This is a genomic window from Novosphingobium sp. KACC 22771 (genome assembly GCF_028736195.1).
Classification (GTDB): domain Bacteria; phylum Pseudomonadota; class Alphaproteobacteria; order Sphingomonadales; family Sphingomonadaceae; genus Novosphingobium.
In genome coordinates this window covers 1,471,796-1,494,766 of record NZ_CP117881.1, presented here as the reverse complement: position 1 = coordinate 1,494,766, position 22,971 = coordinate 1,471,796, and the positions used below count along the sequence as shown (strand labels likewise).

Here is a 22,971-nt window from a genome sequence, read left to right as displayed (position 1 = left end):
TATGTCTGCCATTTCCACCCCCCGCACCTCGCCTGTTTCCGCCCCGCGCACCTATCGCGTGAAAAGCTTTGGCTGTCAGATGAATGTCTATGACGGTCAGCGCATGGAAGAATTGCTGGCCCATCAGGGCATTGCCCCCGCGCCCGAGGGCGAACAGGCCGATCTGGTCGTGCTCAACACCTGTCATATCCGCGAAAAGGCCGCCGAGAAGGTCTATTCCGACATTGGCCGCATCATCAAGGATGCCCGGCGTGAGGATGGTACGCAGCCTTTGATCGCGGTGGCCGGTTGCGTGGCGCAGGCGGAGGGTGAGGAAATCATGGCACGCGCGCCCGCCGTGACCATGGTGGTGGGGCCGCAGGCCTATCACCGCCTGCCCGAAATGATCGCCCGCGCGGTCGATGGGGAGCGAGTGACCGACACGGACATGCCCGCCGATGCCAAATTCGCCGCCCTGCCCAAACGGCGCAGCGTGGGGCCGACGGCGTTTTTGACCGTGCAGGAAGGCTGCGACAAGTTCTGCACCTATTGCGTGGTGCCCTATACGCGCGGCGCGGAAATCAGCCGTCCCTATGCTGACCTGATTGCCGAGGCGCATCGTCTGGTCGAAGCGGGCGCGAAGGAAATCACGCTGCTGGGCCAGAATGTGAATGCCTGGGGCGGCGAGAACGGCAAGGGCCAGAAGGTCGGCCTTGACGGGCTGATCCGCGATCTGGCCGCGATCGACGGTCTGGCGCGCATCCGCTACACCACCAGCCACCCCAATGACATGACCGACGGCCTGATCGCCGCGCATGGCGAGGTGGACAAGCTGATGCCCTTCCTGCACCTGCCGGTGCAATCGGGCAGCAATGCGATCCTGAAAGCCATGAACCGCAGCCATACGGCCGAGAGCTATCTGCGCCTGTTGGAGCGTGTGCGTGAGGTGCGGCCCGATATTGCGCTGTCGGGCGATTTCATCGTCGGCTTCCCCGGCGAGAGCGAGGAGCATTTTGCCGAAACCATCGCGTTGATCGACGCGGTGGGCTATGCGCAGGCCTTTAGCTTTAAATATTCGCCCCGCCCCGGCACGCCCGCCGCCACGATGGACGATCAGATCCCCGGCGACGTGATGGACGACCGGTTGCAGCGTTTGCAGGCCGCGCTCAACCGCGATCAGCACGCCTTCAACCAAGCCAGCCTTGGCCGCACCTGCGATGTGCTGATCGAGCGCAAGGGCAAGCTGCCGGGCCAGTGGCTGGGCAAGTCACCTTGGCTGCAATCTGTGCATTTTCAGGGCGATTACGGCGTGGGCGACATCCTGCGCGCCGAACTGGTGCAGGCCGGGCCGAATTCGCTCACCGGGCGTGTTATTGCCTGAAACGCATAAAAAGCCGCCCCCTCCTTGCGGAAGGGGCGGCCCAACGCAACTTCCCGACCGAAGCGCGCTGTATTAGTAGAAGAACGAGCCGTAAACCTGCAGCACGCGGCCCGAGCGCAGATCAACCCTCACCACATCGCGGCCATAACGGACCCAGCGCTGGCCGATGCCCGGAGGGGGCAGGCGATAGGCCATCGGATTGGCGATCCAGTAGCGGCGGTGGTAATAGTCCGGCGCAAAACGGTAACCCGGCGTCACAGGCCGATAGACAAAGCCGCGCGGGCCGACATAGGCAGGGCCGCGAAAGACATCGGCGTGGGCGCGGCGATAATCGCGCCAATCCTCACGATATTCCTGTCGGGCATCGCGCAGATCGCGCATGTCGCGGCGGGCTTCGCGATAATCGCCGCGCGCCAGGTCGCGGTTAATCTCGCGGTGCTCACGGGCAATGTCGCGCTGATCACGGCGCAGCTCATGGGCGCTCTGGGCCGAGGCAACGGTGGGGACAACGGTTGCCGCCGCCAGCGCCAGCATCAGGATCTTTCGCATAAGGCACTCCTTTGAAACTTGAGGCTTCGAAACTGTGGAAGGGACTGCCTTGTTGAAGGGCTTTCCCCGATGAAGCCCTTATGCCGCGGGCGCCATGAACCCATTTGGAACTGGACGCTCAGACCTCAGTCAGATTTGTATCAATTTGTCGCAGGCTATCTCCCTGCTCCTACGCTTTTCCACCACCGCGGCGCGCAGCACCCCTTGGCGGATGGCATGATGAGGCATATCTTGACCTTGTGAGCCGGTCTTGAGACTCCGGCCGCAGACAAGGAGCACATGGCCCGCAAACAAATCCGCGCCGCTTTTGACCCCATCGACGATGTGGCCTCCTTCCGCAGCCCGCACGCTCGCGCCAATCCATCACGACGCGCGCGAACAGAGCTGGAATTTGACGAGCCGACCATATTGGGCGCGCTCTTTGGCCAGTTTGACGCCAATCTGGTGCTGATCGAAAACCGGCTGGGGGTTTATATCTCGGCCCGGGGCAATCGTATCCTGATCGAAGGCAATGAGGACAATGTCGCCCGCGCGCGCGAAGTGCTGCAAGGCATGCACAGCCGCCTGCTCTCCGGGCAGGAAGTGGATGCAGGCGCGGTCGAATCGCTGATCGCCATGTCGGTCGAACCCACGCTGGAAGGCATCATCACCGGGGATGAGACCCACCCCCCGATCATGATCCGCACACGCGGCAAGACCATTGTCCCGCGCAGCCCGACCCAGATCGACTATATGCGCGCGCTGACCCGCAATGATGTGATCTTTGCCCTCGGCCCGGCGGGCACGGGCAAGACCTATATCGCCGTGGCGCAGGCCGTGTCCCAGCTTATCACCGGCAGCGTGAAACGGCTGATCCTCTCGCGCCCGGCGGTCGAGGCGGGCGAAAAGCTCGGTTTTCTGCCCGGCGACATGAAGGACAAGGTCGATCCCTATCTGCGACCTCTTTATGATGCGCTCTTTGACTGCATGCCGCCCGAACAGGTCGAGCGGCGTCTGGCCAATGGCGAGATCGAGGTGGCGCCCATCGCGTTCATGCGCGGGCGCACGCTGGCCGATGCCTTCGTCATCCTTGACGAGGCGCAGAACACCACGGCGGCGCAGATGAAGATGTTCCTCACCCGTTTCGGCATGAACAGCCGGATGGTGATCTGCGGCGACCCCAAACAGGTCGACCTGCCCGGCGGCATGGCCGCCAGCGGGTTGAACGATGCGGTCGTGCGGCTGGAGGGCGTCGAAGGCATCGCCACGGTGCGCTTCAAGGGATCGGACGTGGTGCGCCACCCGATCGTGGGCCGCATTGTCGAAGCCTATGAAGGCAAGAACGAGGATTGATCTGCGTGAAATCCCTGTCAATTGCGGCCTGTTTTGCGCTGATGCATGCGGGTGCGGCCATGGCAGCCCCCGCGATCACCTATGATTGCGACACGGCGGCCAGCCATTTTTCCGAACTGGTGCTGCCCGCACCGGGAAACAGCTTTACCGTCACCGGACAATTGCAGATCAACCAACTGCCTCCCTTTGACAAATATGCGCCGATCACCCGCCTGATGGTGGGGCCGGGCGATATCGTGCCGGGCGGCGATATTCCCAATTGGGCCGGATTTTCGCTCAATGCCCTGCCCGCCAAAATGGTGGACAAGAGCGTGAAGGATGACAAAATCATGCTGCAATTCCTAAACTGGAACGCAGCGCATGATCGCAAGACCGAGGATTTCAAACCTTTCGGTTTTGCCAAAGCCGGCGACAAGCTGCCCTTTACCCTGACTTACGACGGCGCGGCGGTCACGCTTTCGGTGGCGGGAGAAAAGACCAGCATCCCGCTCAAAGTGGCCGATCCGATGGTCCGCATCGTCTGTTCGACCGGCGAGTTTCTTTACACCGATCTTCGCATCGAAAAGGCATCCTGATTCGACATTCCCGCCGCCAGCGCCTAGGGGAGCCGACCTATGCTGACGCTTGAAATCGACATCGAATCCCCCTGGCCGGAAACCACCGATTGGGAAGCCCTTGCCGCCCGTGCGGCGGGGGCTTTGTCCGTGGTCGCGCCCGAACTGGCCAAGGAATGCCTGAACGCCAGCATGATCTTTACCTCGGATGCCGAGGTACAGGTGCTTAACGCCGAATGGCGGGGCAAGGACAAGCCGACGAACGTGCTCTCCTTTCCCATGCTGGCGCGCGAGGATCTGCTCGACCTGCCCGATGATGGCCCGCCCGAATTGCTGGGCGACATCGCGCTGGCCTACGAAACCTGCGCGCGCGAGGCGGCGGAAAAGGACATCGCGCTGGAGGCCCATGCCTCGCACCTGATTATCCATGGCCTGCTGCATCTGGCCGGACTCGATCACGAGATTTCCGCCGAAGATGCGCGCGAGATGGAAGAATTGGAGATAAAGGCGCTTGCGCTGATCGGCATTGCCGACCCATATGGCGACCATCACCTTTGAGTTTCCTGCAAGCGGAGTAATGCACACAGTGGCCGACTTGGGCCGAACAGGAGATTCCGGCCTCGGGGAGCCGGACAGTAAGCGCTCATTATGGCGCTCGGTTCTGCGCTTCTTTGAAGGGGGCGAACAGGATCAGTCGCTGCGCGCCCATCTGGAGGACATCATCGACGAGCACGAGGAGGAAGGCAGCCGCAACAGCGCCGGCGACCTTTCGGTGCTTGAGCGACAAATGCTGCGCAACCTGTTGCATTTTTCCGAACTGGACGCGGCCGATGTCTGCATCCCGCGCGGACAGATCATCGCGCTGGCGCATAATGCGCCATGGCCCGATGTGGTCGCCGCCTTTGCCGAACATGGCCATTCGCGCATGCCGGTCTATCGCGAAACGCTCGATGAGGTGATCGGCATGATCCTCATCAAGGATGTGTTCCCCTATCTGGCGCGGGGCGAGGAGCCGCAGGGCAATTGGACGCGGATGATGCGCCAGCCGCTTTTCGTGCCCACCGCGCGCGGGGCGCTCGACGTGCTGGCCGATATGCGCTCCAGCCGGGTGCATCTGGCCGTGGTGGTCGATGAATATTCGGGCACCGAGGGCATTATCACCTTCGAGGATCTGGTCGAGGAAATCGTAGGCGAGATCGAGGACGAGCATGACGACGCGCCGACCGAATTGCTGCGCGCCCTCGACGATGGTCTATGGGACGCCGATGCCAAGGTCGAACTTGACGAAGTGGGCAAGCGGGTCGATCCGCGCCTGGCCGAAGTTGAGGAAGACATTGATACACTTGGCGGACTTGCCTTTGTGCTGGCCGGCCATGTGCCGCCGGTGGGGGCGCAAATTGCGCATGCCAGCGGCTGGATCATCGAAGTAACCGAGGCTGACGAGCGCCATGTGATTCGCCTTCGCCTGCATCCGCCCGCCAACGATGGCGTACAAGAGGACTGATCGACCATGCCCGCCACCCGCCGCCTGCCCCCCCTGCGCGCGCTGGAAGCCTTTGTCCGCACGGTCCGCCTCGGCTCGGCCAAGGCGGCGGCGAGCGAACTCGGCCTGAGCCCGTCGGCGCTCTCACGCCGGGTTGGCGCGCTCGAGGATTTCGTGGGCAAGCGCCTGTTTACGCGCCAGCATCAGGCGATGAAGCTGACCGATGATGGTCATGCCTTTTACGCCGCCGTTTCCCCCAAGCTGGAAGATTTGGCCGAAGCGGTCGAATCGCAGATGGAGGCCAGCAACGTGATGCGCCTGCATCTGGGCGTTCCCGCGCTGTTTGCCGGTACACGCCTGTTTCCGCGGCTGCCCGAATTGCGCAAGCTGCATCCGCGCCTGCATATCGACTTTGACACCGGGGCGCAGCTTGAGTCGGAACTGGGCGATTCGATCGATGCGGCCATCGTGCTGTCCAAGGAACCCGATCCCGCACTCCATTCGGTGCGTCTCGATCATAACAAGATCCACGCCTTCGCCTCGCCCGCACTGGCGGCGGAAATTGGCGCAACCCCCGATCTGGCCCGCCTGTCCAAGCAGACTTTCGTGATTTCGACCGATCTGCCCGAAAGCCTTGATGTATGGAAAGGCGCGCTGGGGCTGGAACGGCTGGAACCGGCGGCGATCGACCATTTCGACTCGGCCCAATTGATCATTGCCGCGGCGGTGCAGGGTCTGGGCATCGCCATCGTGCATGACGATCACTTCCTGCGCCCCGGCGATGAACGTCTGGTCCGCCTGTTCGACGCCGATATCGACAGCCCCTACAGCTATTGGTTCGTGTGCCGCCCGCGCGCGCTGGAAACGCGCCCGGTGCGGATCTTCCACGATTGGCTGATCAAGGCCGGGCTTTAAGCCGCGTGGCGCAGGCCGCCTGCTGAACGACGCGCAAGGGTAAAACGCTGCACAACGCCCGACAGACGCTCGGCCTCATGGGCCAGCGAGCGCGAGGCGGCGGTCGATTCCTCGACCAGCGCGGCGTTCTGCTGGGTGGCCATGTCCAGTTCGTTCAGAACCTGATTGACGCCCGCGATCTTTTCGGACTGCTGGGCCGCATTGGCGGCCAGCGACGAGAGCATGGCGGCCACTTCGGTCGAACGCTCGACAATGCGCTCGAGACTGGCCTGGGTGCGGCTGACCATGTCCACGCCGGCCCGGACTTCTTCACCCGAATGAATGATCAATACGCCGATTTCCTTGGCCGCCAGCGCGCTGCGCTCGGCCAGATTGCGCACTTCGGTGGCCACCACGGCAAAGCCGCGCCCGGCGTCCCCAGCCCTCGCCGCCTCGACCCCGGCGTTGAGCGCCAGAAGGTTCGTCTGGAACGAAATGCCGTCGATGATTTCGACAATCGACCGCATCTTGTCCGAGGTCGTTGCGATGGACTGCATCGCCGCCACCGCGCCGCGCATCAACTCGCCGCTGTTTGAGGCTTCCTGCTCGGCCTCCTGCGCCGATCCGGCCACGCTGGTCACGCCCTGCCCGGTCTGCGCCACCGATTGGGCCAGTTCGCGCACGGTATTGGCCGTATTGCCCAAAGAGGCGGCCTGAAGCTCGGTGCGATGGGCCAGATCCTGCGCCGCCGAGGAAATTTCGCCAGCGCCCGAACGCACCGCGTTGGAGGAGACCGAAACGGCCGAAATCTGTTCGGACAGAGAGGCCGCCGTGTCGTTGAAATCATTGCGCAACTGTTCGTATTCAGCCGGGAATTCCTCGTCCAGCCGCTCATCCAGCCGCCCCTGACGCAGCGCTGCCAGACCGCGTTCCAGCGCGCCCGTGATCCTCTGCTGGGCGGCGAGCTTGGCCTCGGCCTCGGCGCGGCTGCGCGCGGCGATGGATTGGCGGATTTCCTCCAGAGCGCGGGCGATGTCGCCCAATTCATCACCCTTGTCGATGCCGGGAATATCGCGGTCCAGATTGCCCGCAGACATGTCCCCCATGGCCTCCTTCAACCGCAACAAGGGCCGCGTCACGCGCATGGAGAACATCAGCAGGACCACCAAACCGATGCCCACCCCTGTCGCGCCCAGCGCCACATTGCGCCAAATTGCGGCATCCGCCTGAGCCAGAACTTTGCCCGAGATCTGATTGACGACCTTGACGTTATAGTCCTTGTCCGCCTCGATCCCGGCCTGAAGATCGCGCGAATGGGCCACAATATCGCCGTTGAACAGGGCGACGGCGCGATCGCGCTGGTTGTTCATCATGGCGCTGCGGATGGCATCGACGTCCTGGCGGAACACTTGCCAGCGCCCGACAAATGCCTCGTAGAGCCGGGCATCCTCCTTGTCGCTCAACAGCTTGTTATATTCGGCAATGCTCTGGTCGGCCTCGGTCAATGCCTTGTCAAGCGAGGCAAGCTGCTTGGCCGTCTCTTCGGGCGATTCCGACAGGATCACGCGCGACATACGGATCCGCGCGATCTCGAAATCGATGATGATGGAATTGAGCTTGTCGACGCTGGGCACGGAATTGGTGGCCAGATAAGCCATATCGTTGCGCATGGTCGCCGCGCCTTGAACGGCCAGCGTTGCCCCCAAACCGATGATGGCCGCCAGCGAGAGCGAACCTGCGGCAATAAGTGTGCTGATCTTTGCGCGAGCGAACACGGACTATCCTCTCCAGAATGTCCGCCTGCTATCGTCCCAAACCTGTATGAAACCGCTAAATCGGTGGCTAAGGGCCAATCCTGATAGGCTGGCCCGCCCCGCGCCCGCCATCTGGCATCGCGCGGGGGCAGGCCGTTGGATCAGGCTGCCGAGACCACAGCCTTGACGATCTTGCCCGGATTGCGCGGCGGTTCGCCCTTGGGCAGCGCGTCGACAAATTCCATGCCCGACTGGACCACGCCCCACACCGTGTACTGACGGTCAAGGAAGGTGGCATCGTCAAAGCAGATGAAGAACTGGCTGTTGGCCGAGTGCGGATAGGAGGTGCGTGCCATCGAGCACACGCCGCGCACATGCGGTTCGTTGTTGAATTCGGCCTTCAGGTCGGGCTTGTCGCTGCCGCCGGTGCCGGTGCCGTTGGGGCATCCGCCCTGCGCCATGAAGCCGGGGATCACGCGGTGAAAGACGATGCCGTCATAGAAGCCTTCGCCGACCAGTTCCTTGATGCGCTCCACATGGCCGGGGGCCAGATCGGGGCGCAGCTTGATGACAACATCGCCGATGCCGTTGCCGGTATCCACGGTGAAGGTGAGAATTTCGTCGGCCATGGGTAAAGCTCCTGTATGGACGTTCCTGTGTGGGTATCGGGCAAGGATTGGCCATCCTCTCCCTTTCTGGCCGCGCTGATAAAGAGGCCCCGCGCGCATGGCCAGCAGTTTGTGCGGCCCCTTGCGTTAAACGCATCCTGCACGGTTGCTTTTATTCGCTTTATGCCTAATCCCCTTACCCCATGACTGTCGAGCCTGTCGATCCTCTCTATGCCGATGCTCCCACCGCCGAAATCGAGGCGGCGGAGGAAAACACGCGCCATGACAGCCTCGACGAGGACAACCAGTTGAAGGGCGAATTCGTTCGCCGGGTCCGTGCCGCGCTGGATGCGGGCGAGGTTGACGCCGTCTATACGCTGGTCGAACCGCTTCACCCTGCCGACGTTGCCGACCTGTTCGAACAGATCGACGCCGATGAGCGTCCGGCGCTGGCCAATGCCATTTCCGACCTGATGGGCGGCGAGGTCTTTGCCGAATTGAACGACCACGTCCGCGAGGCGCTGGTCGATGAATTATCGGCCGAAGACATTGCCGACATTGCCGAGGAGATGGAGACCGACGACGCGGTCGCCCTGCTCGAAGACCTTGAGCCGGAGGAGCAGCAGGCGGTTCTGGCCGAGATGGAGCCGGAAGAACGCGCCGCCATCGAATCGGCGCTGGCTTACCCTGAGGAAACCGCGGGCCGCCTGATGAGCCGCGACTATATCGCGGCGGGCGAGCATATGACGGTGGGCGAATTGATCCACTATCTGCGCGACAACCGCGATCTGGCCACCGAATTCTGGGAAGTGTTCATCGTCGATGCGCGCCACCATCCGATCGGCACGTGCCAGCTTTCCTGGATCCTGCGCACCGATCGTCACGTCACGCTCTCCAATGTGATGAAGCGCGACCAGACGCTGATCCCGGTGGGCATGGATCAGGAAGAGGTCGCGCTGCGCTTTCAGAAATACGCGCTGATTTCGGCCGCCGTGGTCGATGAAAGCGGACGGCTGGTGGGTCAGATCACAGTCGATGACGTGGTCCACATCATTCAGGAAGAAGCCAGCGAGGACATCCTGCGCCTGTCGGGCGCGGGCGATGGCGACATCAACGAACCGATCCTGATGACGGTGCGCACGCGCCTGTCATGGCTGGTGGTCAATCTGGGCACGGCGATCATCGCTTCATCGGTGGTCGGGCTGTTTCAGGGGGCGATTGCGCGATTCGCGTTGCTGGCCGTGCTGATGCCGATTGTTTCGGGCATGGGCGGCAATGCGGGCACACAGACGCTGGCCGTGGTGGTGCGCGCGATTGCCACCAATGAATTGACCAGTTCGAACACGGTCCGCATGGTCCTGCGCGAATTGCGCATCGCCATGGCCAATGGCCTGTCGCTGGGTCTGATGATCGGCACGGGCACCACGCTGCTCTTCGGCAATCCGCATCTGGGCGCGGTGATCGGTGCCGCCATGGTCATCAACAATCTGGTGGCGGGGCTGGCGGGCATTCTGGTTCCGGTCACGCTGGACCGTTTGCGGATTGATCCAGCCGTCTCTTCGGCCGTATTTGTAACCACGGCCACCGATGTCATGGGCTTCTTCTCCTTCCTCGGCCTTGCCGTTCTGACCGGACTTGCCTGATGCCCCTGAATATGACCAAAGTTGCCTATGGCGCCCAATCCATGGCCGAAATCCACGAATGGTTCTCGCCTGAGGGGCGGCGCGGCGGCGCCAAGGTGGCGCGGTTGACCACGCGCAACCGGCCCAAGCGGGCGGCCGAGATGATCGGCGGATCGCTGTTCTGGATTCACAAGCACCAGTTGGTCGCGCGCAGCGAGATCCTCGGCTTTGAAGATGACGAAGGCGGACGCACCGCTATCCTGATTTCGACCGACCTGATCGATGTCGTGCCCACGCCCCGCCGCGCGCATCAGGGCTGGCGCTATCTGGAGGCCAAGGATGCCCCCGCCGATCTGGGCGGAGGCGACAGCGGCGATGTCCTGCCCGCCAATGTGGCGGCCGAATTGGCGAAACTGGGTCTAGTCTGACGCCTAGGGGCGCTGGTGGAGCGGGCGGATCTCGATCACGCTCGGCGCCGGCATCGGGTTGGGACAGCGGCGCGCCCAATCCAGCGCCTCGTCCATATCCTTCACCTCCCACAGCCAGAAACCGGCCACCAGTTCCTCGCTCGGCGTAAAGGGGCCATCGACGACCTCCCGGCCAGCCCCGTCAAACAGGACGCGCTTGCCCTGATCCGATGCGGCCAGACCTTCAGCCATGATCAGCACGCCTGCCTCGCGCAGCGCATCGTTGAAACGCCCCATCGCGTCCATCATCTCCTGCGTCCATGCCGGGTCGAAATGGCCCGCCTCGCTTTCCTGCGTCGCCTTGACCATCACCAGCACGCGCATCGTTTAATCCTCCAGCCAATCCGCCAGCAAATGCCACGCCACCGCAGTACGCGAGGGCGCGCTGAAGGCCGCCCCGTCCTCGCCCCGTTCGCGCGCAGCCATCGCTTCAACCACCTCCTCGCGGGTGAACCAGCGGGCATCCTCCAACTCGCTGTGGTCGATGGTCAGCGCCGGGTCATCGGCGAAGGCATGGGCCGCGATCATCAGGCTTGACGGGAAAGGCCAGGGCTGGCTGGCGACATAGCGGACGTCGCGGACCTTGACCCCCGCCTCCTCGTAAATCTCGCGGGCCACGGCTTCCTCGATGCTCTCGCCCGGCTCGATAAACCCGGCCAGCGCGGAATAGCGATGCGGCGGAAAGCGTGGTTGGCGGCCCAGCAGCAACCGCCCCTCATGTTCGACCGACATGATGACGACGGGATCGGTGCGCGGGAAATGCGGCGTGGCGCAGACAGTGCAGTCGCGCTGCCATCCGCCCTTGGCCAGCACTGTGGCACCGCCGCAGCGCGCGCAGAACCGATGGCGCGCATGCCAGCCCACCAGCGCCCGCGCTGCGCCATAAATGGCGATCTCGCCATGGTCCATACCGCCCAGCGCCTGCCAGAGGTTGAAACTGGCCGGTGCCGTGCTGGCCGCATCGGGCGATGGAACAGGGGCAAAATGGCCGATGCCCGCGCCGTCCAGCCCAAGGAACACCGCCTCGCCTTCGGGCGCTCCGGCAAGCTCGCTCCACACCAAAGCGCCATCCTCAAGGCTGGGCTCCAGCCCATCCATGCGCAGCAACCGCCCGCCCCGTGCCCAGAGCGCCGCCAGACGCTCAGGATCGGAACGCACCGCATCTGCGCGGTCCAAGGCGCTGCCGGTAAAGGTTATGGGGGGGCGCATCTTCATCCTTTTCTGGCCATGGCAACCGCGGCGGCGCGGGCATAGAGCGTGGGCAATCCAGCCTCGTCAAGCCTGTCGAGCGGCCACCATTCACCCTCTTTCAATTCGTTGGCGCCATCCGGCGTGGCGTCTCCCTGTGACACCATCACGACCAGATCGAGCGCGACATGGGTAAAGATATGGGCCACCCTGCCCGCCTCGCGCCAGTCGCCCGGAATGGGTGGAGCCCCCGACCCGTCGACCCGCGCATTCCAGCCATCGTCGGGCAAGGCACGCATGCCCCCCAGCATCCCGCTGGCCGCGCGGCGGATCAGCCAGACCGCGCCATCACGCTCGATCCACCAGGCATGGCCGATGCGCTGGGCCTTGGCCTTCTTGGGCGGTTTGACCGGCAATTGCTCGGCCCGCGCCCGCCCGCGGCAATGCGCGCGAAGTGGGCAAATCAGGCATTGCGGCGCGCGGACGCTGCAAATCCCCGCGCCCAAATCCATCATCGCCTGGGCAAAATCGCCGCTGCGCGCATCGGGAGTAATGGCATCGGCGGCCTCGCGGATGGCGGCACGGGCGGCGGGCAAAGGCGTATCAATGTCGAACAACCGCGCCACCACGCGCTCTACATTGGCATCAACCACCACGGCGCGCGCGCCAAAAGCGATCGCCGCCACCGCCGCCGCCGTATAGGCCCCCAGTCCCGGCAAGGCGCGCAGCCCCGCCTCATCCTCGGGAAAGCCGCCCCGCGCCGCCACGACCCGCGCGCATTCAACCAACCGCCGCGCCCGCGAATAATAGCCCAGCCCCGCCCAAGCCGCCATCACCTCATCCTCGGGCGCGGCGGCCAGCGCGGCAACATCGGCCCAGCGCGTGGTGAAACGCTCAAAATAGGGAATGACGGCCGCCACGGTCGTCTGTTGCAACATCACTTCGGAGAGCCAGACGCGATAGGGATCGGCGCGGTTCGCGCCGGGCGGCATGCGCCAGGGCAGGCTGCGCGCATGGACATCGTACCAGGCCAGCAGCGCCGGAGCGATGGATCCTGACTCCCGACTATCCACTTTACCGCATTTCACGCTCTGGCCTCTGGCATCCATGGGGCGGCTATGGCATGGCTGACCTTGTATGGAAAGGGATAGGCCAAATACACCAAGGGGCAGCAAAAGCCCGGCTGCGGCGCGTGGCGAGAGCGCGGGCAGTGGAAAATCACGCGTGGGGCGGCCCTATGAGCGCCCGCGCGGCGGACAGGCGCGCCCGATTGCCGAATTGATGCCCGATATTGGCCGCACCGCCTTTCGCCGCTTCGGCTTTGTGCAATCCAGCGTGGTGACGCGCTGGCCCGAAATCGTCGGGCCGCACCACGCCAATGTCTGCATGCCCGAGGCGATCCGGTTCCCGCCCGGTGAAAAGAGCGACGGCATATTGCAGCTGGTGGTTTTGCCCGCCCATGCACCGATCATTACCCATGTGATCCCCGAAATCATCGAGCGCGTGAACCGTTTCTTCGGCTATCAGGCGGTGTCCAAGGTGAAGATGCGGCAGGGCGAGGTGATGGCCCGCCCGCAAAGCCCGGCCCGCGCCGCGCCGCCCAGCCTTAAACCGATCCCGATTGAGCTGGGCGATTCGCTGCGCGATATCGGCGATCCTGAATTGAAGGCGGTTCTCGAATCGCTGGCCCGCAGCATCGCCCGCGAGGACGAGGCATGACGATTTCTGATTTCAGCAAAGGACTCTGGATGCTTGCTCCCCTTCGCATGATGGCTGCTGTTGTTCTGGCGCTCGGCATGAGCGCCGCGCATGCGCAGGCGGCCCCGGCCAAGCCCGCCGCGAGCACGGGCGCATGGAGCGCCAAGACGACCATCAGCCCGGTGGGCGGCCATATTCAGGGCAATCCGGCCGCCGCACACAAGCTGGTCGAATATATGAGCTACACCTGCTCGCATTGCGCCCATTTCGAGGCCGAGACGGCGCTTCCGCTGCGCATGGGGCCGGTGGGCGGCGGGCAATTGTCGTTCGAAGTGCGCCATCTGGTGCGCGATCCGCTCGACATCACCATCGCCATGCTGACCAATTGCGTGCCGCCGGTGAAGTTCTTTGCGCTGCACCACAAGTTTCTGGCCCAGCAGGACCAGTGGATCGCCACCGCGCAAAAGCTGACCGAGGCGCAGACCAAGCGCTGGAACGAAGGACAGATGCCGGAACGGATGCGCGCGATCGCCGCCGACCTGAAATTCTATGAGATTGCCGCCGGTGCAGGCCTGAGCCACGCGCAGGCCGACGCCTGTTTCGCCAATGAGGCCACCTTGCGCCGCGTGATCGCCCAGACCAAGGAAGCGCAGGAACTGGGCGCGACCGGCACGCCCAGCTTCACGCTGGACGGCAAGCTGCTGGACGAGCACGATTGGGCCGGGTTGCAGCCCAAGCTGGCCGCCGCGCTCAAATAATCCCGTTTCATTCTTTGCCCCCCGTTTCATTTGCCCAAGGATAGGTCGCAAGATGATGTTTGCCCCGCTTTCCACTCGTACCCTGACCATGCTGGCCATGGCGCCGCTCGCGCTGGGGCTGGCCGCCTGCAACAAGTCCGAAGGGGGCGCCGCCAACGCGCCCGCCGGCAGCGTGGCCGCCGTGGCGCCGCCCTCGGGCAAAGCTTGGGCCGAAACCTTTACCAAGACCGAGGATGGCGACGGCATCATCGTGGGCAACCCCAAGGCCGCCATCAAGATGGTCGAATATGGCTCGCTCTCCTGCCCTCACTGCGCAAAACTGGCGCAGGACGGGATGAGCGCGCTGACCGGCAACTATATCGCCAGCGGCAAGGTCAGCCTTGAGTTCCGCAGTTTTGCCATCCACCCGCAGGATATCCCGCTGACCGTTCTGGCGCGCTGCGGCGGCGATGATGCCTATTTCGGCCTGATCGAACAGGTTTACACCAATTTCGACGCGATGAATTCGCAGACCAAGGAGCAGTATGATCAGGCCTCGGCCGCGATGAAGCTGCCCGCCGCGCAGCGTTACCCCGCCATCGCCGATGCGCTGGGCTATACCGCCTTCTTCTCGGCGCGCGGCCTGCCCGAGGCGCAGCAGCGCCAGTGCCTTGCCGACCTGCCCCGCGCCGAAGCCGTGGCCAAGGCATCCGAGGCGATCAGCGCCAAGGGCATCAATTCGACCCCGACCGTGTTCATCAACAACAACAAGGTTGATGGCGCCGAGTGGAAGAATGTCGAAGCCGCGCTGAAGGCTGCGGGCGCCTGATAGGCTTTCATGCGTTTTCGGCGGCTCAAACTTTCAGGCTTCAAGAGCTTTGTTGAGCCTGCCGAACTGCGCATAGAGCCGGGGCTGACCGGGGTGGTCGGCCCCAACGGCTGCGGCAAATCCAATCTGCTTGAGGCCATCCGCTGGGTGATGGGCGAGAGCAGCCCCAAGAGCCTGCGCGGCGGGGGGATGGAGGATGTGATCTTTGCCGGCACGGCAAAGCGTCCGCCGCGCGATTTTGCCGAAGTCGTGCTTTCCGCGCTGGACGGCGCGGGCGAGGAACTGGAGGTCGTGCGCCGGATCGAGCGCGGCGCGGGTTCGGCCTATCGCATCAATGGCCGCGATGCGCGGCAAAAGGATGTGGCGCTGGTCTTTGCCGATGCGGCGACCGGCGCGCATTCGCCAGCCTTGGTCAGTCAGGGGCGGATCGCCGCCGTCATCAACGCCCGCCCCGCTGAACGCCGCGCCATGCTGGAGGAAGCGGCGGGGATCGCGGGCCTGCATGTGCGTCGCCGCGATGCGGAGCAGAAATTGCGCGCAACCGAGGCCAATCTGTCGCGCCTCGAAGATCTGATGGCGGGGCTGGAAAGCCGGATCGCCGGACTGCGGCGCCAGGCTCGGGCCGCCGAACGCTATCGCCATCTGTCGGAACAGATCCGCGTGGCCGAAGCGCGGGTGCTGTATGCCCGCTGGCGCGAGGCGGCAGAGGCGGCCGATCATGCCAAGGTCGAAGCGAAACTGGCCGATGAACGCGCCCATGCCGCACAGACCGGCGCCGATACCGCCCAAAGCGCACAGGCCGAGGCAGCGCAGGCCGCCATTGCCGCCCGTGAGCAGTTGAGCGCCGCGCGTGAAGCGGCCAGCGCGAACACCCACAGGCTGGCCACGCTGAACAGTCAGTGGGAGGCCGCGCAGGCCAAATTGGCCGACCTCGACCGCCAGCAGTCAAGGCTGGAAGCCGACCGCAACGAAGCCGACCGGCTGACCCATGACGCGGCAGAAGCTTTGCAACGGCTGCAACGCGAATTGGACGAGGCGCGCACGCGATTGGCGCAGGCCGAGGCCGAGCGGCCCATTATGGCGCAAGCCCTGCACGAGGCCGACAGCAATGCACGCGCCGCCGAAATCGCCTATGCGCAGGCCAATGCCGAGCAGGCCCGCGTCGAGGCCGAATGGCGCGTGGCCGAAGCCGAGATTGCGCAGGCCCGGACCCGCCTCGCCCGCGCCGAGGCAGAGCTGGCGCGCAATGGCGAGGGATTGGCGGCGCTCGACCGGGCGGGCGATCCGCTGGCCGATCTGGCCGCCGCCACCCTGCGGCGAAACGAGGCGAGCGCAAGATTGGCGACGGCGCGTGAGGCGCTGGACGATGCACAGGAGCGGCGCGCCGGCTTGATGAACCGGCGTGATGCGGCGGCCAGCGCGCTCTCGGCGGCACGGGCCGATATGACCGGGATAGAGCGTGAATTTCAGGCCCTGCAGCGCGACCGGGAGACCCGCGCCAAGGCGCAAAAGAACGCCGCCGGACGCCGCCTCGCGCTTGACCATGTACGCGCCGCGCCGGGCTATGAGCGCGCGCTGGCCGCCGTGCTGGGCCGCGATGCCAAAGCGCCCTTGGGCGAGGCCGGAGCAGAGGGACGCTTTTGGACCGGGGCCACGCCGCCTGTCCCGGTGGCGCAAAGCCTCATCGTCCACGTGCCCGATTGCCCGGTCGAACTGGCAGCGCGACTGGCGCTGGTCTGGGTGGAAGAGGCGGATGACGGGCGCGCACTCTTGCCCGGCGAATGGCTGGTGACCCGGGCGGGGCACGTGCGGCGCTGGGATGGCTTTGTGGCGCGGGGCGAAGGCGCGGCGGAGGCGGCGCGAATGGAGGCGGACAACCGTTTCCTCGCGCTGGAGGCGCAAATACCGCCGCTGCGCGAGGCCGTAGCGCAGGCCGAGGCCGAGGCAGGCGCAGTGGCAGGCGAACTGGCGCAGGCGCAAAATGAGGCTGCCGGGCTGGAGCGCGAATTGGCCGCCGCCGCCGAGGCCGAGCGCGCCGCCCTGCGCGCGATGGACGCCGCCGAGGCCGCGCGCGACCGCGCCGCCGCACGCCGCGCCGAATTGCAGGCCGCCGCGCTGGACCTGACCCAGCAGCGCGATGCGGCCCGCGCCGAGCAGGAGGCCGCGCTGGAGCGCCGCTCTGCCCTGCCCGCGCCGGATGCCGGGCGGGCGATGCTGGAGGCGGCGCGTCTGCGACATGAGGCGGCGCGGGCTCATCATCAATCCGCCACCGCCCTGCTGGCCGCGCAGGATCAGACGATGGCCGTGGCCCGCGAGCGGGTTCATGCCCAATCGGGAGAGATCCGCAACTGGCAGAACCGGGCCAGCGATGCGGCCAAAAGATTGGCGCAGATGGCGGGGCGGATCGAGGAAATCGCGCAGGAGCAGGCCGTCCATGCCGCCCGCCCGCCCGCCGTCCGGGCCGAGATGGACGCCGTGGAGCAGGAGCAGCAGAGATTGGTCCAGGCGCAGGCGCAGGCCGAAAGCGCCATGGCGCAGGCCGCGCAGCACGCCAAGCAAGCCGAACGCGAACTGGCCGATGCGCAGCAGGCCTTGCTTGCCGCCCGCGAGGCGCGCGCGGGGGCGCTGGCGCGGTCGGAGAATGAGAACGAACGCCGTGCCGAATTGAACCGCGCCTCGGGCGAGCGTTTTCAATGCCCACCCCCGCTGCTGACCGAACGTTTCGGTTTTACCCAGACCGCCACGGCGGGCGAGGAAAGCCGCGCGATGGACCAGTGGGCGGCGGATCGCGAAAGGCTGGGGCCGGTCAATCTGGTCGCCGCGCAGGAATTGGCCGCCGCCGAGGAGCGGGCGGGCGAATCGATTCGCGAGCGCGCCGAACTGGCCGAGGCAGTCAATCGGCTGCGCGGATCGATCGGCAATCTGAACCGCGAGGGGCGCGAAAGGCTGCGCGCCGCCTTCGATGCCGTTGATGGCCATTTCCGGCGCCTGTTCACCACGCTGTTTCAGGGGGGACAGGCGCATCTGGCGCTGGTCGATTCGGATGACCCATTGGAGGCCGGTCTGGAAATCTTTGCCCAGCCGCCGGGCAAGCGTCTGCAATCCTTAACCCTGCTTTCGGGTGGCGAACAGGCGCTGACGGCGGTGGCGCTGATCTTTGCGCTGTTCCTGACCAATCCCTCGCCGATCTGCGTGCTGGACGAGGTGGATGCGCCGCTTGACGATGCCAATATCGAGCGGTTCTGCGATCTGCTGGAGGCGATGACGCGGGAAACCGAGACGCGCTATCTGGTCGTCACGCATAATGCCGTGACGATGAGCCGGATGCATCGCCTGTTCGGCGTAACCATGGTGGAGCGTGGCGTCTCGCGGCTGGTCAGCGTGGATTTAAACGCGGCGGAGCAATTGCTGGCCGAAGCCAGTTAGGCATTGCCCACCACCAGACAGGCCAGCGCCATCAGCAACCCGGCAAAGCGGTTGGACCGAAACCGGGCCAGCGCATTGCTGCCATCATCCTGCTTGAGCGTACCCACCTGCCACAGGAAATGCAGCGCCACCGGCAACAGCGCCAGCAAAGCCAGCCAATCCACCCGCACCAGCCACAAGGCCCCCGCCCAGCAACCCAGCGCCATCGCATAGAGCGCGCCCACGCCCGCATGCACATGCCGCCCGAAAGAAAGCGCCGAGGAACCGATACCCACCAGCGCGTCATCCTCGCGGTCCTGAAGCGCATAGATCGTGTCATAGGCCATGCACCAGGCCCAGCAGCCCGCATAAAGCAGCCCAAGCGCCCCCAGCCCGTCAAAGCCCCGCATTTCGACCCAGCCGACCGGCGCCCCCCATGTGAACACGAGCCCCAGCCACGCCTGCGGCCATCCGGTGATCCGCTTCATAAAGGGATAGGCCGCCACCAGCGCCAAGGACCCGAGCGCCACCAGTTGCGCCTGCCACCGCAATTGCAGCAGGACGACAAGGCCGATCAGGCAAAGTGCGATCAGCCAGCCCCAAGCCGATTTTTTCGATACCCGCCCGCTGGCAATCGGGCGCAGGGCGGTGCGCGCCACGCGGCGGTCAATGTCGACATCGACGATATCATTGTAAACGCACCCCGCGCCGCGCATCACCACACTGCCCAGCAGGAGCCAGAGCAGCAGGCCCCAGCGATGGACGCCGCCAGCCAGCAACACGCCCCACGCGCAGGGCCAAAACAGCAGCCACCAGCCAATCGGCCGGTCCAGCCGCGCCAAAGAGGCATAATCGCGCGCTGCGGCGGGCAGCAGCCCCATGATCCCGCGATGTTCGCTGTCGGGTACGATCTGGACGGTTTCGCTCATGCGCCATGCCATAGCCTGCGCGCCCGCAATCGGCTAGAGCGCAGGCCATGAGCGACCATCTTCCCGCCACTCCCGCCTGGCCCCCGCGCAGCGCGCCGCGCCTGTTTGTCGAAACGCCCCTGTCCGCCGGGGCGCAGGTCTGCATTGACGGGCCGCAGGCGCATTATCTGGGCCGGGTGATGCGCGTGGGGCCCGGTGATGCGGTGATCCTGTGCGATGACGTCTCGGGCGAATGGGCCGCACGCGCCGTGTCGGTGGGCAAGCGCGATCTGGTGCTGGAATGCGTGGACCTGCTGCGCGGGCGCGAAGCGGTGCCCGATTTCACGCTTTGCGCCGGATTGCTCAAAAAGGATCGCTTCGATCTGGTGCTGGAAAAAGCCTGCGAATTGGGGGTCCGCCATATTCAGCCGGTGCTGACCCGTCGCTGCGTGGCGGATAAATTGAACTTGGACCGCGCCCGCGCCACGTTGATCGAGGCGGCGGAGCAATGCGCGCGCACCGCCCTGCCCACAATTGGCGCGCCGGTGCGGCTCGATGTGGTGCTACGCGAGTGGGTGGCCCCGCGCGCCCTGTTCTTTGCCGATGAGCAGGGTGGAGCGCCCGCGCTGGCCACATTTGCCGTCCATTCCGGCCCCGCCGCGCTGCTGACCGGGCCGGAAGGGGGCTTTACCGACGAGGAGCGCGCCGCCATCCGCGCCCATGCATCGGCGCATGCGATTACATTGGGGCCGCGCATTCTGAGAGGTGAAACCGCCTGTATTGCCGCCACCGCACTGTGGATGGGCGGGATGGGCGACTGGGCATCAGCCTGACGGCGTAGGGCAAATCGATTTTCTCGCTGGCGCAAAGCGATTTGGCCCACTAGGAAGTCGCGCCATGAGCACCCGCGAAGCGACCGACCAACACGATCCCCTGATTACCGGGCTGGATCAGCTTGCCTCTCCGATGCAGGAGGGCGAGAAGCCGCGCGCCCAATGGCGTATCGGCACCGAGCATGAAAAGATTGTCTATCGCGGCGCCGACCGTCACGCCCCGGCCTATGACGAGGCGGGCGGCATCCGCGACCTGCTGATGGGGCTGAAACCCTATGGCTGGAGCGAGATCATGGAGGGCGATAACGTCATTGCCCTTAAAGGCAGCGATGGCGCGGTCAGCCTTGAACCGGCGGGCCAAATCGAATTGTCGGGCGCGCCGCTGGAAAATCTGCATGAAACGGACGCGGAAACCCGCCGCCATATCGATCAGGTCAAGGCCGTGGGCGCCGCCAGCGATCTGGGCTTTCTCAGCCTTGGCCTTTACCCGGACAAGCGGCGCGACGAATTGCCGATCATGCCCAAGGGCCGCTATGACATCATGCTGCGCCATATGCCGCGCGTGGGGTCGATGGGGCTCGACATGATGCTGCGCACCTGCACGATCCAGACCAATCTGGATTACAGCAGCGAAGCCGACATGGTGCAGAAATTCCGCGTGTCGCTGGCTCTTCAGCCGCTGGCCACCGCGCTTTTCGCCAATTCGCCGTTTCTGGAAGGCAAGCCCAACGGCTATCTCTCCTATCGCAGCCACATCTGGTCGGACACCGATCCGGCGCGCACCGGCATGTTGCCCTTCGTGTTCGAGGATGGTTTCGGCTACGAACGCTATGTCGAGTATATGCTTGATGTACCGATGTATTTCGTGTTCCGCGATGGCCGGTATATCGATGCTGCGGGCCAGTCTTTCCGCGATTTCCTCGATGGCAAACTGCCCGCCCTGCCCGGTGAGCGCCCGACCATCGGCGACTGGCAGGATCACCTCTCGACCGCCTTCCCCGAAGTTCGCCTCAAGAGCTTTCTGGAAATGCGCGGCGCCGATGGCGGGCCGGTCGAACGGATCGTGGCGCTGCCCGCGCTCTGGGTCGGCCTGCTCTATGATCAGGGCGCGCTGGATGCCGCATGGGATCTGGTCAAGGGCTGGAGCATGGACGAGCGCGAGACGCTGCGCTCCAGCGTGCCCAAGCTGGCGTTGGATGCGCCGATTGCCGGGGGTCGGTTGGGCGATATCGCGGGCGAAGTGCTGGCGATTGCCCGCGCTGGCCTGAAATCGCGCGCGCGCCTGAATGCCGAAGGCGCGGATGAAACCCGCTATCTCGACCCGCTCGACGAAATCGTGGCCAGCGGCAAGGTTCCTGCCCAGCTCTGGCTTGATCGCTATCATGGCGAATGGGGTGGCGATCTTGGCCGCGTTTACGACGAAGCCAGCTTCTAAATGAACCGCTTGAGCAGGCGCGTGACCGGCGCGCCTGTCTCGGCCCATGCCCAATAGGCGCGATATTTGGCGTCCTGCGCCAACAGATGCCGCTCCTCGGTCTTGGCCCGCCACCAATAGACCGCGCTGACCATCGCCAAAATCGCGGTGTTGCGGATGCAATCGACCAGCGATCCCGATGGGCTGAGAAAAGGCAGCGTCACCGACCACCAGAACAGGTTTTTGGCCACATAGGCCGGATGGCGCGTCAGCCGATAAGGCCCATGCGTGATGATCCCGCGATAGGTCAAATTCGAAAAGCGCAGGCCAAAGGCCACTGTGGCCCAGGCATAAACGCCGGTCAGCGCCACCAGCCACGCCCCCCAGCCCCATAGCGCCCATTCATGCCCGGCCAGCCATTGCGACCATTCCGCCGTGCCGGGATGATAGTCCAGCGGCCCATTGCCGCCCATCATAATGAACGGCGGATAACACACCAGCGCCGCAACCCAGCCGTCAAGATAGGGATTGGCGCTGCGAATATGCGCATCGAGCGGGCGCAGGGTAAAGAGATAGCCCGCCGTGCCGATCTGCACATCGATCATGAAAAGCCAGGTGATCAGCCAATTGGCCAGCGCCACGGGATCGCCCAGCCCACTTGCATCAAAATGGACCACCCCCGCAAAGCCGCCCGGCAGGATCGAGAGCATAAAGGCCGTGAAAAAGCCCTTCACCGCCCAGCGCCGCGCATGGAGCAGAAGCAGCGCCGCATCCGCGCCGTCGCGGCCCAGCACCCAAGCCCCGCAGTGCCAAGCCCCATCGCGCGGCTCGATCAAAACCCGGTCCAGCCACAGCACATAAGGCACCGACAAAAGCACCATCGGCACCGTCGCGATACCGATCAGGCGGATGCCGAAGAGCCAAGGCTCCTGCCAGTAGAAGCGGAAAAGACAATAGGCCGTGCCGATCACCGCCCATGTCGCCCACAGGCCGACCAACTTAACCGCGCTGATCCCCAAAACATCGCGCAAGGGCCGAGGATGGTCCCAATCAATCCCGGTCGATGCGCGCCAATGCACCTTGTCCACCAGCACCGACCACAGAGCCATCGCGCCCGAACACAGCACCAGCGCAAGCACCGCCGCATATGGCCCGGCCAAGGGCTCGCGCGGCCCGCCAAGATCGAAAGCCGCGGCCACCACCGGCCACGATCGACAAACCAACACCCAGACCACCAGCACGACCAGCCCCACCAGGCCGACGCCGGTGGAAACATCGCTTTGCGGTCGGGCGGTAACAGAAGGGCTGGCGGAACAATCCATTCCGCCAGCCCTAT

General features: G+C 64.8%; 22 protein-coding genes. 14 read left to right on the top strand and 8 right to left on the bottom strand.

Translation table 11 applies throughout. The features are described from left to right. Position 1: 1 nt before the first annotated feature. On the top strand, positions 2-1,360 hold the full coding sequence (gene miaB / locus PQ467_RS06845; protein ID WP_274175760.1) for a tRNA (N6-isopentenyl adenosine(37)-C2)-methylthiotransferase MiaB: 1,359 nt from the start codon (positions 2-4) through the stop codon (positions 1,358-1,360). Positions 1,361-1,432: 72 nt separating this feature from the next. Here miaB and PQ467_RS06840 read toward each other — a convergent pair whose 3' ends face one another. Further along, a complete protein-coding gene (locus PQ467_RS06840) occupies positions 1,433-1,909 on the bottom strand; it encodes an RcnB family protein (protein ID WP_274175759.1) in 477 nt (158 codons plus the stop codon). 279 nt (positions 1,910-2,188) lie between these two features. On the opposite strand from PQ467_RS06840, the gene PQ467_RS06835 reads away from it, so the two are divergent. The 5 genes from PQ467_RS06835 to PQ467_RS06815 are packed head-to-tail and all read left to right on the top strand — an operon-like array spanning position 2,189 to position 6,193. Then, positions 2,189-3,241, top strand: a complete 1,053-nt coding sequence (locus PQ467_RS06835; RefSeq protein WP_274175758.1) for a PhoH family protein — start codon at positions 2,189-2,191, stop codon at positions 3,239-3,241. A 5-nt stretch (positions 3,242-3,246) separates the two neighbouring features. Continuing rightward, positions 3,247-3,816, top strand: a complete 570-nt coding sequence (locus PQ467_RS06830) for a hypothetical protein (RefSeq protein WP_274175757.1) — start codon at positions 3,247-3,249, stop codon at positions 3,814-3,816. Between the two features lie 42 nt (positions 3,817-3,858). Then, entirely contained in the window at positions 3,859-4,353 is a 495-nt protein-coding gene (gene ybeY / locus PQ467_RS06825; protein WP_274176104.1) for an rRNA maturation RNase YbeY, read from the top strand. Between the two features lie 28 nt (positions 4,354-4,381). Continuing rightward, positions 4,382-5,299, top strand: a complete 918-nt coding sequence (locus PQ467_RS06820) for a hemolysin family protein (protein ID WP_274175756.1) — start codon at positions 4,382-4,384, stop codon at positions 5,297-5,299. Between the two features lie 6 nt (positions 5,300-5,305). Next, positions 5,306-6,193 (top strand): LysR substrate-binding domain-containing protein, encoded by an 888-nt coding sequence (locus PQ467_RS06815; protein ID WP_274175755.1) that lies wholly within the window; start codon positions 5,306-5,308, stop codon positions 6,191-6,193. Here PQ467_RS06815 and PQ467_RS06810 read toward each other — a convergent pair. Together PQ467_RS06810 and PQ467_RS06805 are read right to left on the bottom strand one after the other, a co-directional pair. After that, the gene (locus PQ467_RS06810; RefSeq protein WP_274175754.1) at positions 6,190-7,947 is read right to left on the bottom strand and encodes a methyl-accepting chemotaxis protein; all 1,758 of its coding nucleotides are present in this window, start codon (positions 7,945-7,947) and stop codon (positions 6,190-6,192) included. The genes PQ467_RS06815 and PQ467_RS06810 overlap by 4 nt on opposite strands. Before the next feature lie 140 nt (positions 7,948-8,087). Next, positions 8,088-8,555 (bottom strand): peptidylprolyl isomerase, encoded by a 468-nt coding sequence (locus PQ467_RS06805; protein ID WP_274175753.1) that lies wholly within the window; start codon positions 8,553-8,555, stop codon positions 8,088-8,090. Positions 8,556-8,737: 182 nt separating this feature from the next. On the opposite strand from PQ467_RS06805, the gene mgtE reads away from it, so the two are divergent. Together mgtE and PQ467_RS06795 are read left to right on the top strand one after the other, a co-directional pair. Further along, positions 8,738-10,177 carry a magnesium transporter gene (gene mgtE / locus PQ467_RS06800; protein ID WP_274175752.1) on the top strand — a complete coding sequence of 480 codons (1,440 nt, stop codon included), beginning with the start codon at positions 8,738-8,740 and terminating at the stop codon, positions 10,175-10,177. Further along, on the top strand, positions 10,177-10,584 hold the full coding sequence (locus PQ467_RS06795) for a DUF1489 domain-containing protein (protein ID WP_274175751.1): 408 nt from the start codon (positions 10,177-10,179) through the stop codon (positions 10,582-10,584). The genes mgtE and PQ467_RS06795 overlap by 1 nt, the downstream gene beginning before the upstream one ends. A gap of 3 nt (positions 10,585-10,587) precedes the next feature. Here PQ467_RS06795 and PQ467_RS06790 read toward each other — a convergent pair whose 3' ends face one another. From PQ467_RS06790 to PQ467_RS06780, 3 genes are read right to left on the bottom strand one after another with little or no spacing between them, the layout of a single operon-like run. Then, positions 10,588-10,947 carry a YciI family protein gene (locus PQ467_RS06790; protein ID WP_274175750.1) on the bottom strand — a complete coding sequence of 120 codons (360 nt, stop codon included), beginning with the start codon at positions 10,945-10,947 and terminating at the stop codon, positions 10,588-10,590. Positions 10,948-10,950: 3 nt separating this feature from the next. Further along, the gene (nudC, locus tag PQ467_RS06785) at positions 10,951-11,832 is read right to left on the bottom strand and encodes an NAD(+) diphosphatase (protein WP_443192980.1); all 882 of its coding nucleotides are present in this window, start codon (positions 11,830-11,832) and stop codon (positions 10,951-10,953) included. A 2-nt stretch (positions 11,833-11,834) separates the two neighbouring features. Further along, on the bottom strand, positions 11,835-12,920 hold the full coding sequence (locus tag PQ467_RS06780) for an A/G-specific adenine glycosylase (protein ID WP_274175748.1): 1,086 nt from the start codon (positions 12,918-12,920) through the stop codon (positions 11,835-11,837). A gap of 28 nt (positions 12,921-12,948) precedes the next feature. Between PQ467_RS06780 and PQ467_RS06775 the strand changes: the two genes are divergently transcribed. The 4 genes from PQ467_RS06775 to PQ467_RS06760 are packed head-to-tail and all read left to right on the top strand — an operon-like array spanning position 12,949 to position 18,501. After that, positions 12,949-13,530, top strand: coding sequence for a DUF721 domain-containing protein (locus PQ467_RS06775; protein WP_274175747.1), 582 nt, complete (start codon positions 12,949-12,951; stop codon positions 13,528-13,530). A gap of 29 nt (positions 13,531-13,559) precedes the next feature. Continuing rightward, positions 13,560-14,267 (top strand): DsbA family protein, encoded by a 708-nt coding sequence (locus PQ467_RS06770; RefSeq protein WP_274175746.1) that lies wholly within the window; start codon positions 13,560-13,562, stop codon positions 14,265-14,267. Positions 14,268-14,319: 52 nt separating this feature from the next. Further along, complete coding sequence (locus tag PQ467_RS06765) at positions 14,320-15,075, top strand: thioredoxin domain-containing protein (RefSeq protein ID WP_274175745.1); 756 nt, start codon at positions 14,320-14,322, stop codon at positions 15,073-15,075. A gap of 9 nt (positions 15,076-15,084) precedes the next feature. Then, positions 15,085-18,501: a chromosome segregation SMC family protein gene (locus PQ467_RS06760; protein ID WP_274175744.1), complete on the top strand. Its 3,417-nt coding sequence runs from the start codon at positions 15,085-15,087 to the stop codon at positions 18,499-18,501. Here the strand turns inward: PQ467_RS06760 and ubiA are convergent. Beyond that, entirely contained in the window at positions 18,498-19,409 is a 912-nt protein-coding gene (gene ubiA, locus PQ467_RS06755; RefSeq protein WP_274175743.1) for a 4-hydroxybenzoate octaprenyltransferase, read from the bottom strand. The genes PQ467_RS06760 and ubiA overlap by 4 nt on opposite strands. 47 nt (positions 19,410-19,456) lie before the next feature. Here ubiA and PQ467_RS06750 point away from each other — a divergent pair, with 47 nt between their 5' ends. Together PQ467_RS06750 and PQ467_RS06745 are read left to right on the top strand one after the other, a co-directional pair. Beyond that, positions 19,457-20,221 carry a 16S rRNA (uracil(1498)-N(3))-methyltransferase gene (locus PQ467_RS06750; RefSeq protein ID WP_274175742.1) on the top strand — a complete coding sequence of 255 codons (765 nt, stop codon included), beginning with the start codon at positions 19,457-19,459 and terminating at the stop codon, positions 20,219-20,221. A gap of 64 nt (positions 20,222-20,285) precedes the next feature. Continuing rightward, positions 20,286-21,656, top strand: a complete 1,371-nt coding sequence (locus tag PQ467_RS06745) for a glutamate--cysteine ligase (protein ID WP_274175741.1) — start codon at positions 20,286-20,288, stop codon at positions 21,654-21,656. Here PQ467_RS06745 and PQ467_RS06740 read toward each other — a convergent pair. Then, entirely contained in the window at positions 21,653-22,957 is a 1,305-nt protein-coding gene (locus PQ467_RS06740) for a methyltransferase family protein (RefSeq protein ID WP_274175740.1), read from the bottom strand. The genes PQ467_RS06745 and PQ467_RS06740 overlap by 4 nt on opposite strands. Between the last annotated feature and the right edge of the window lie 14 nt (positions 22,958-22,971).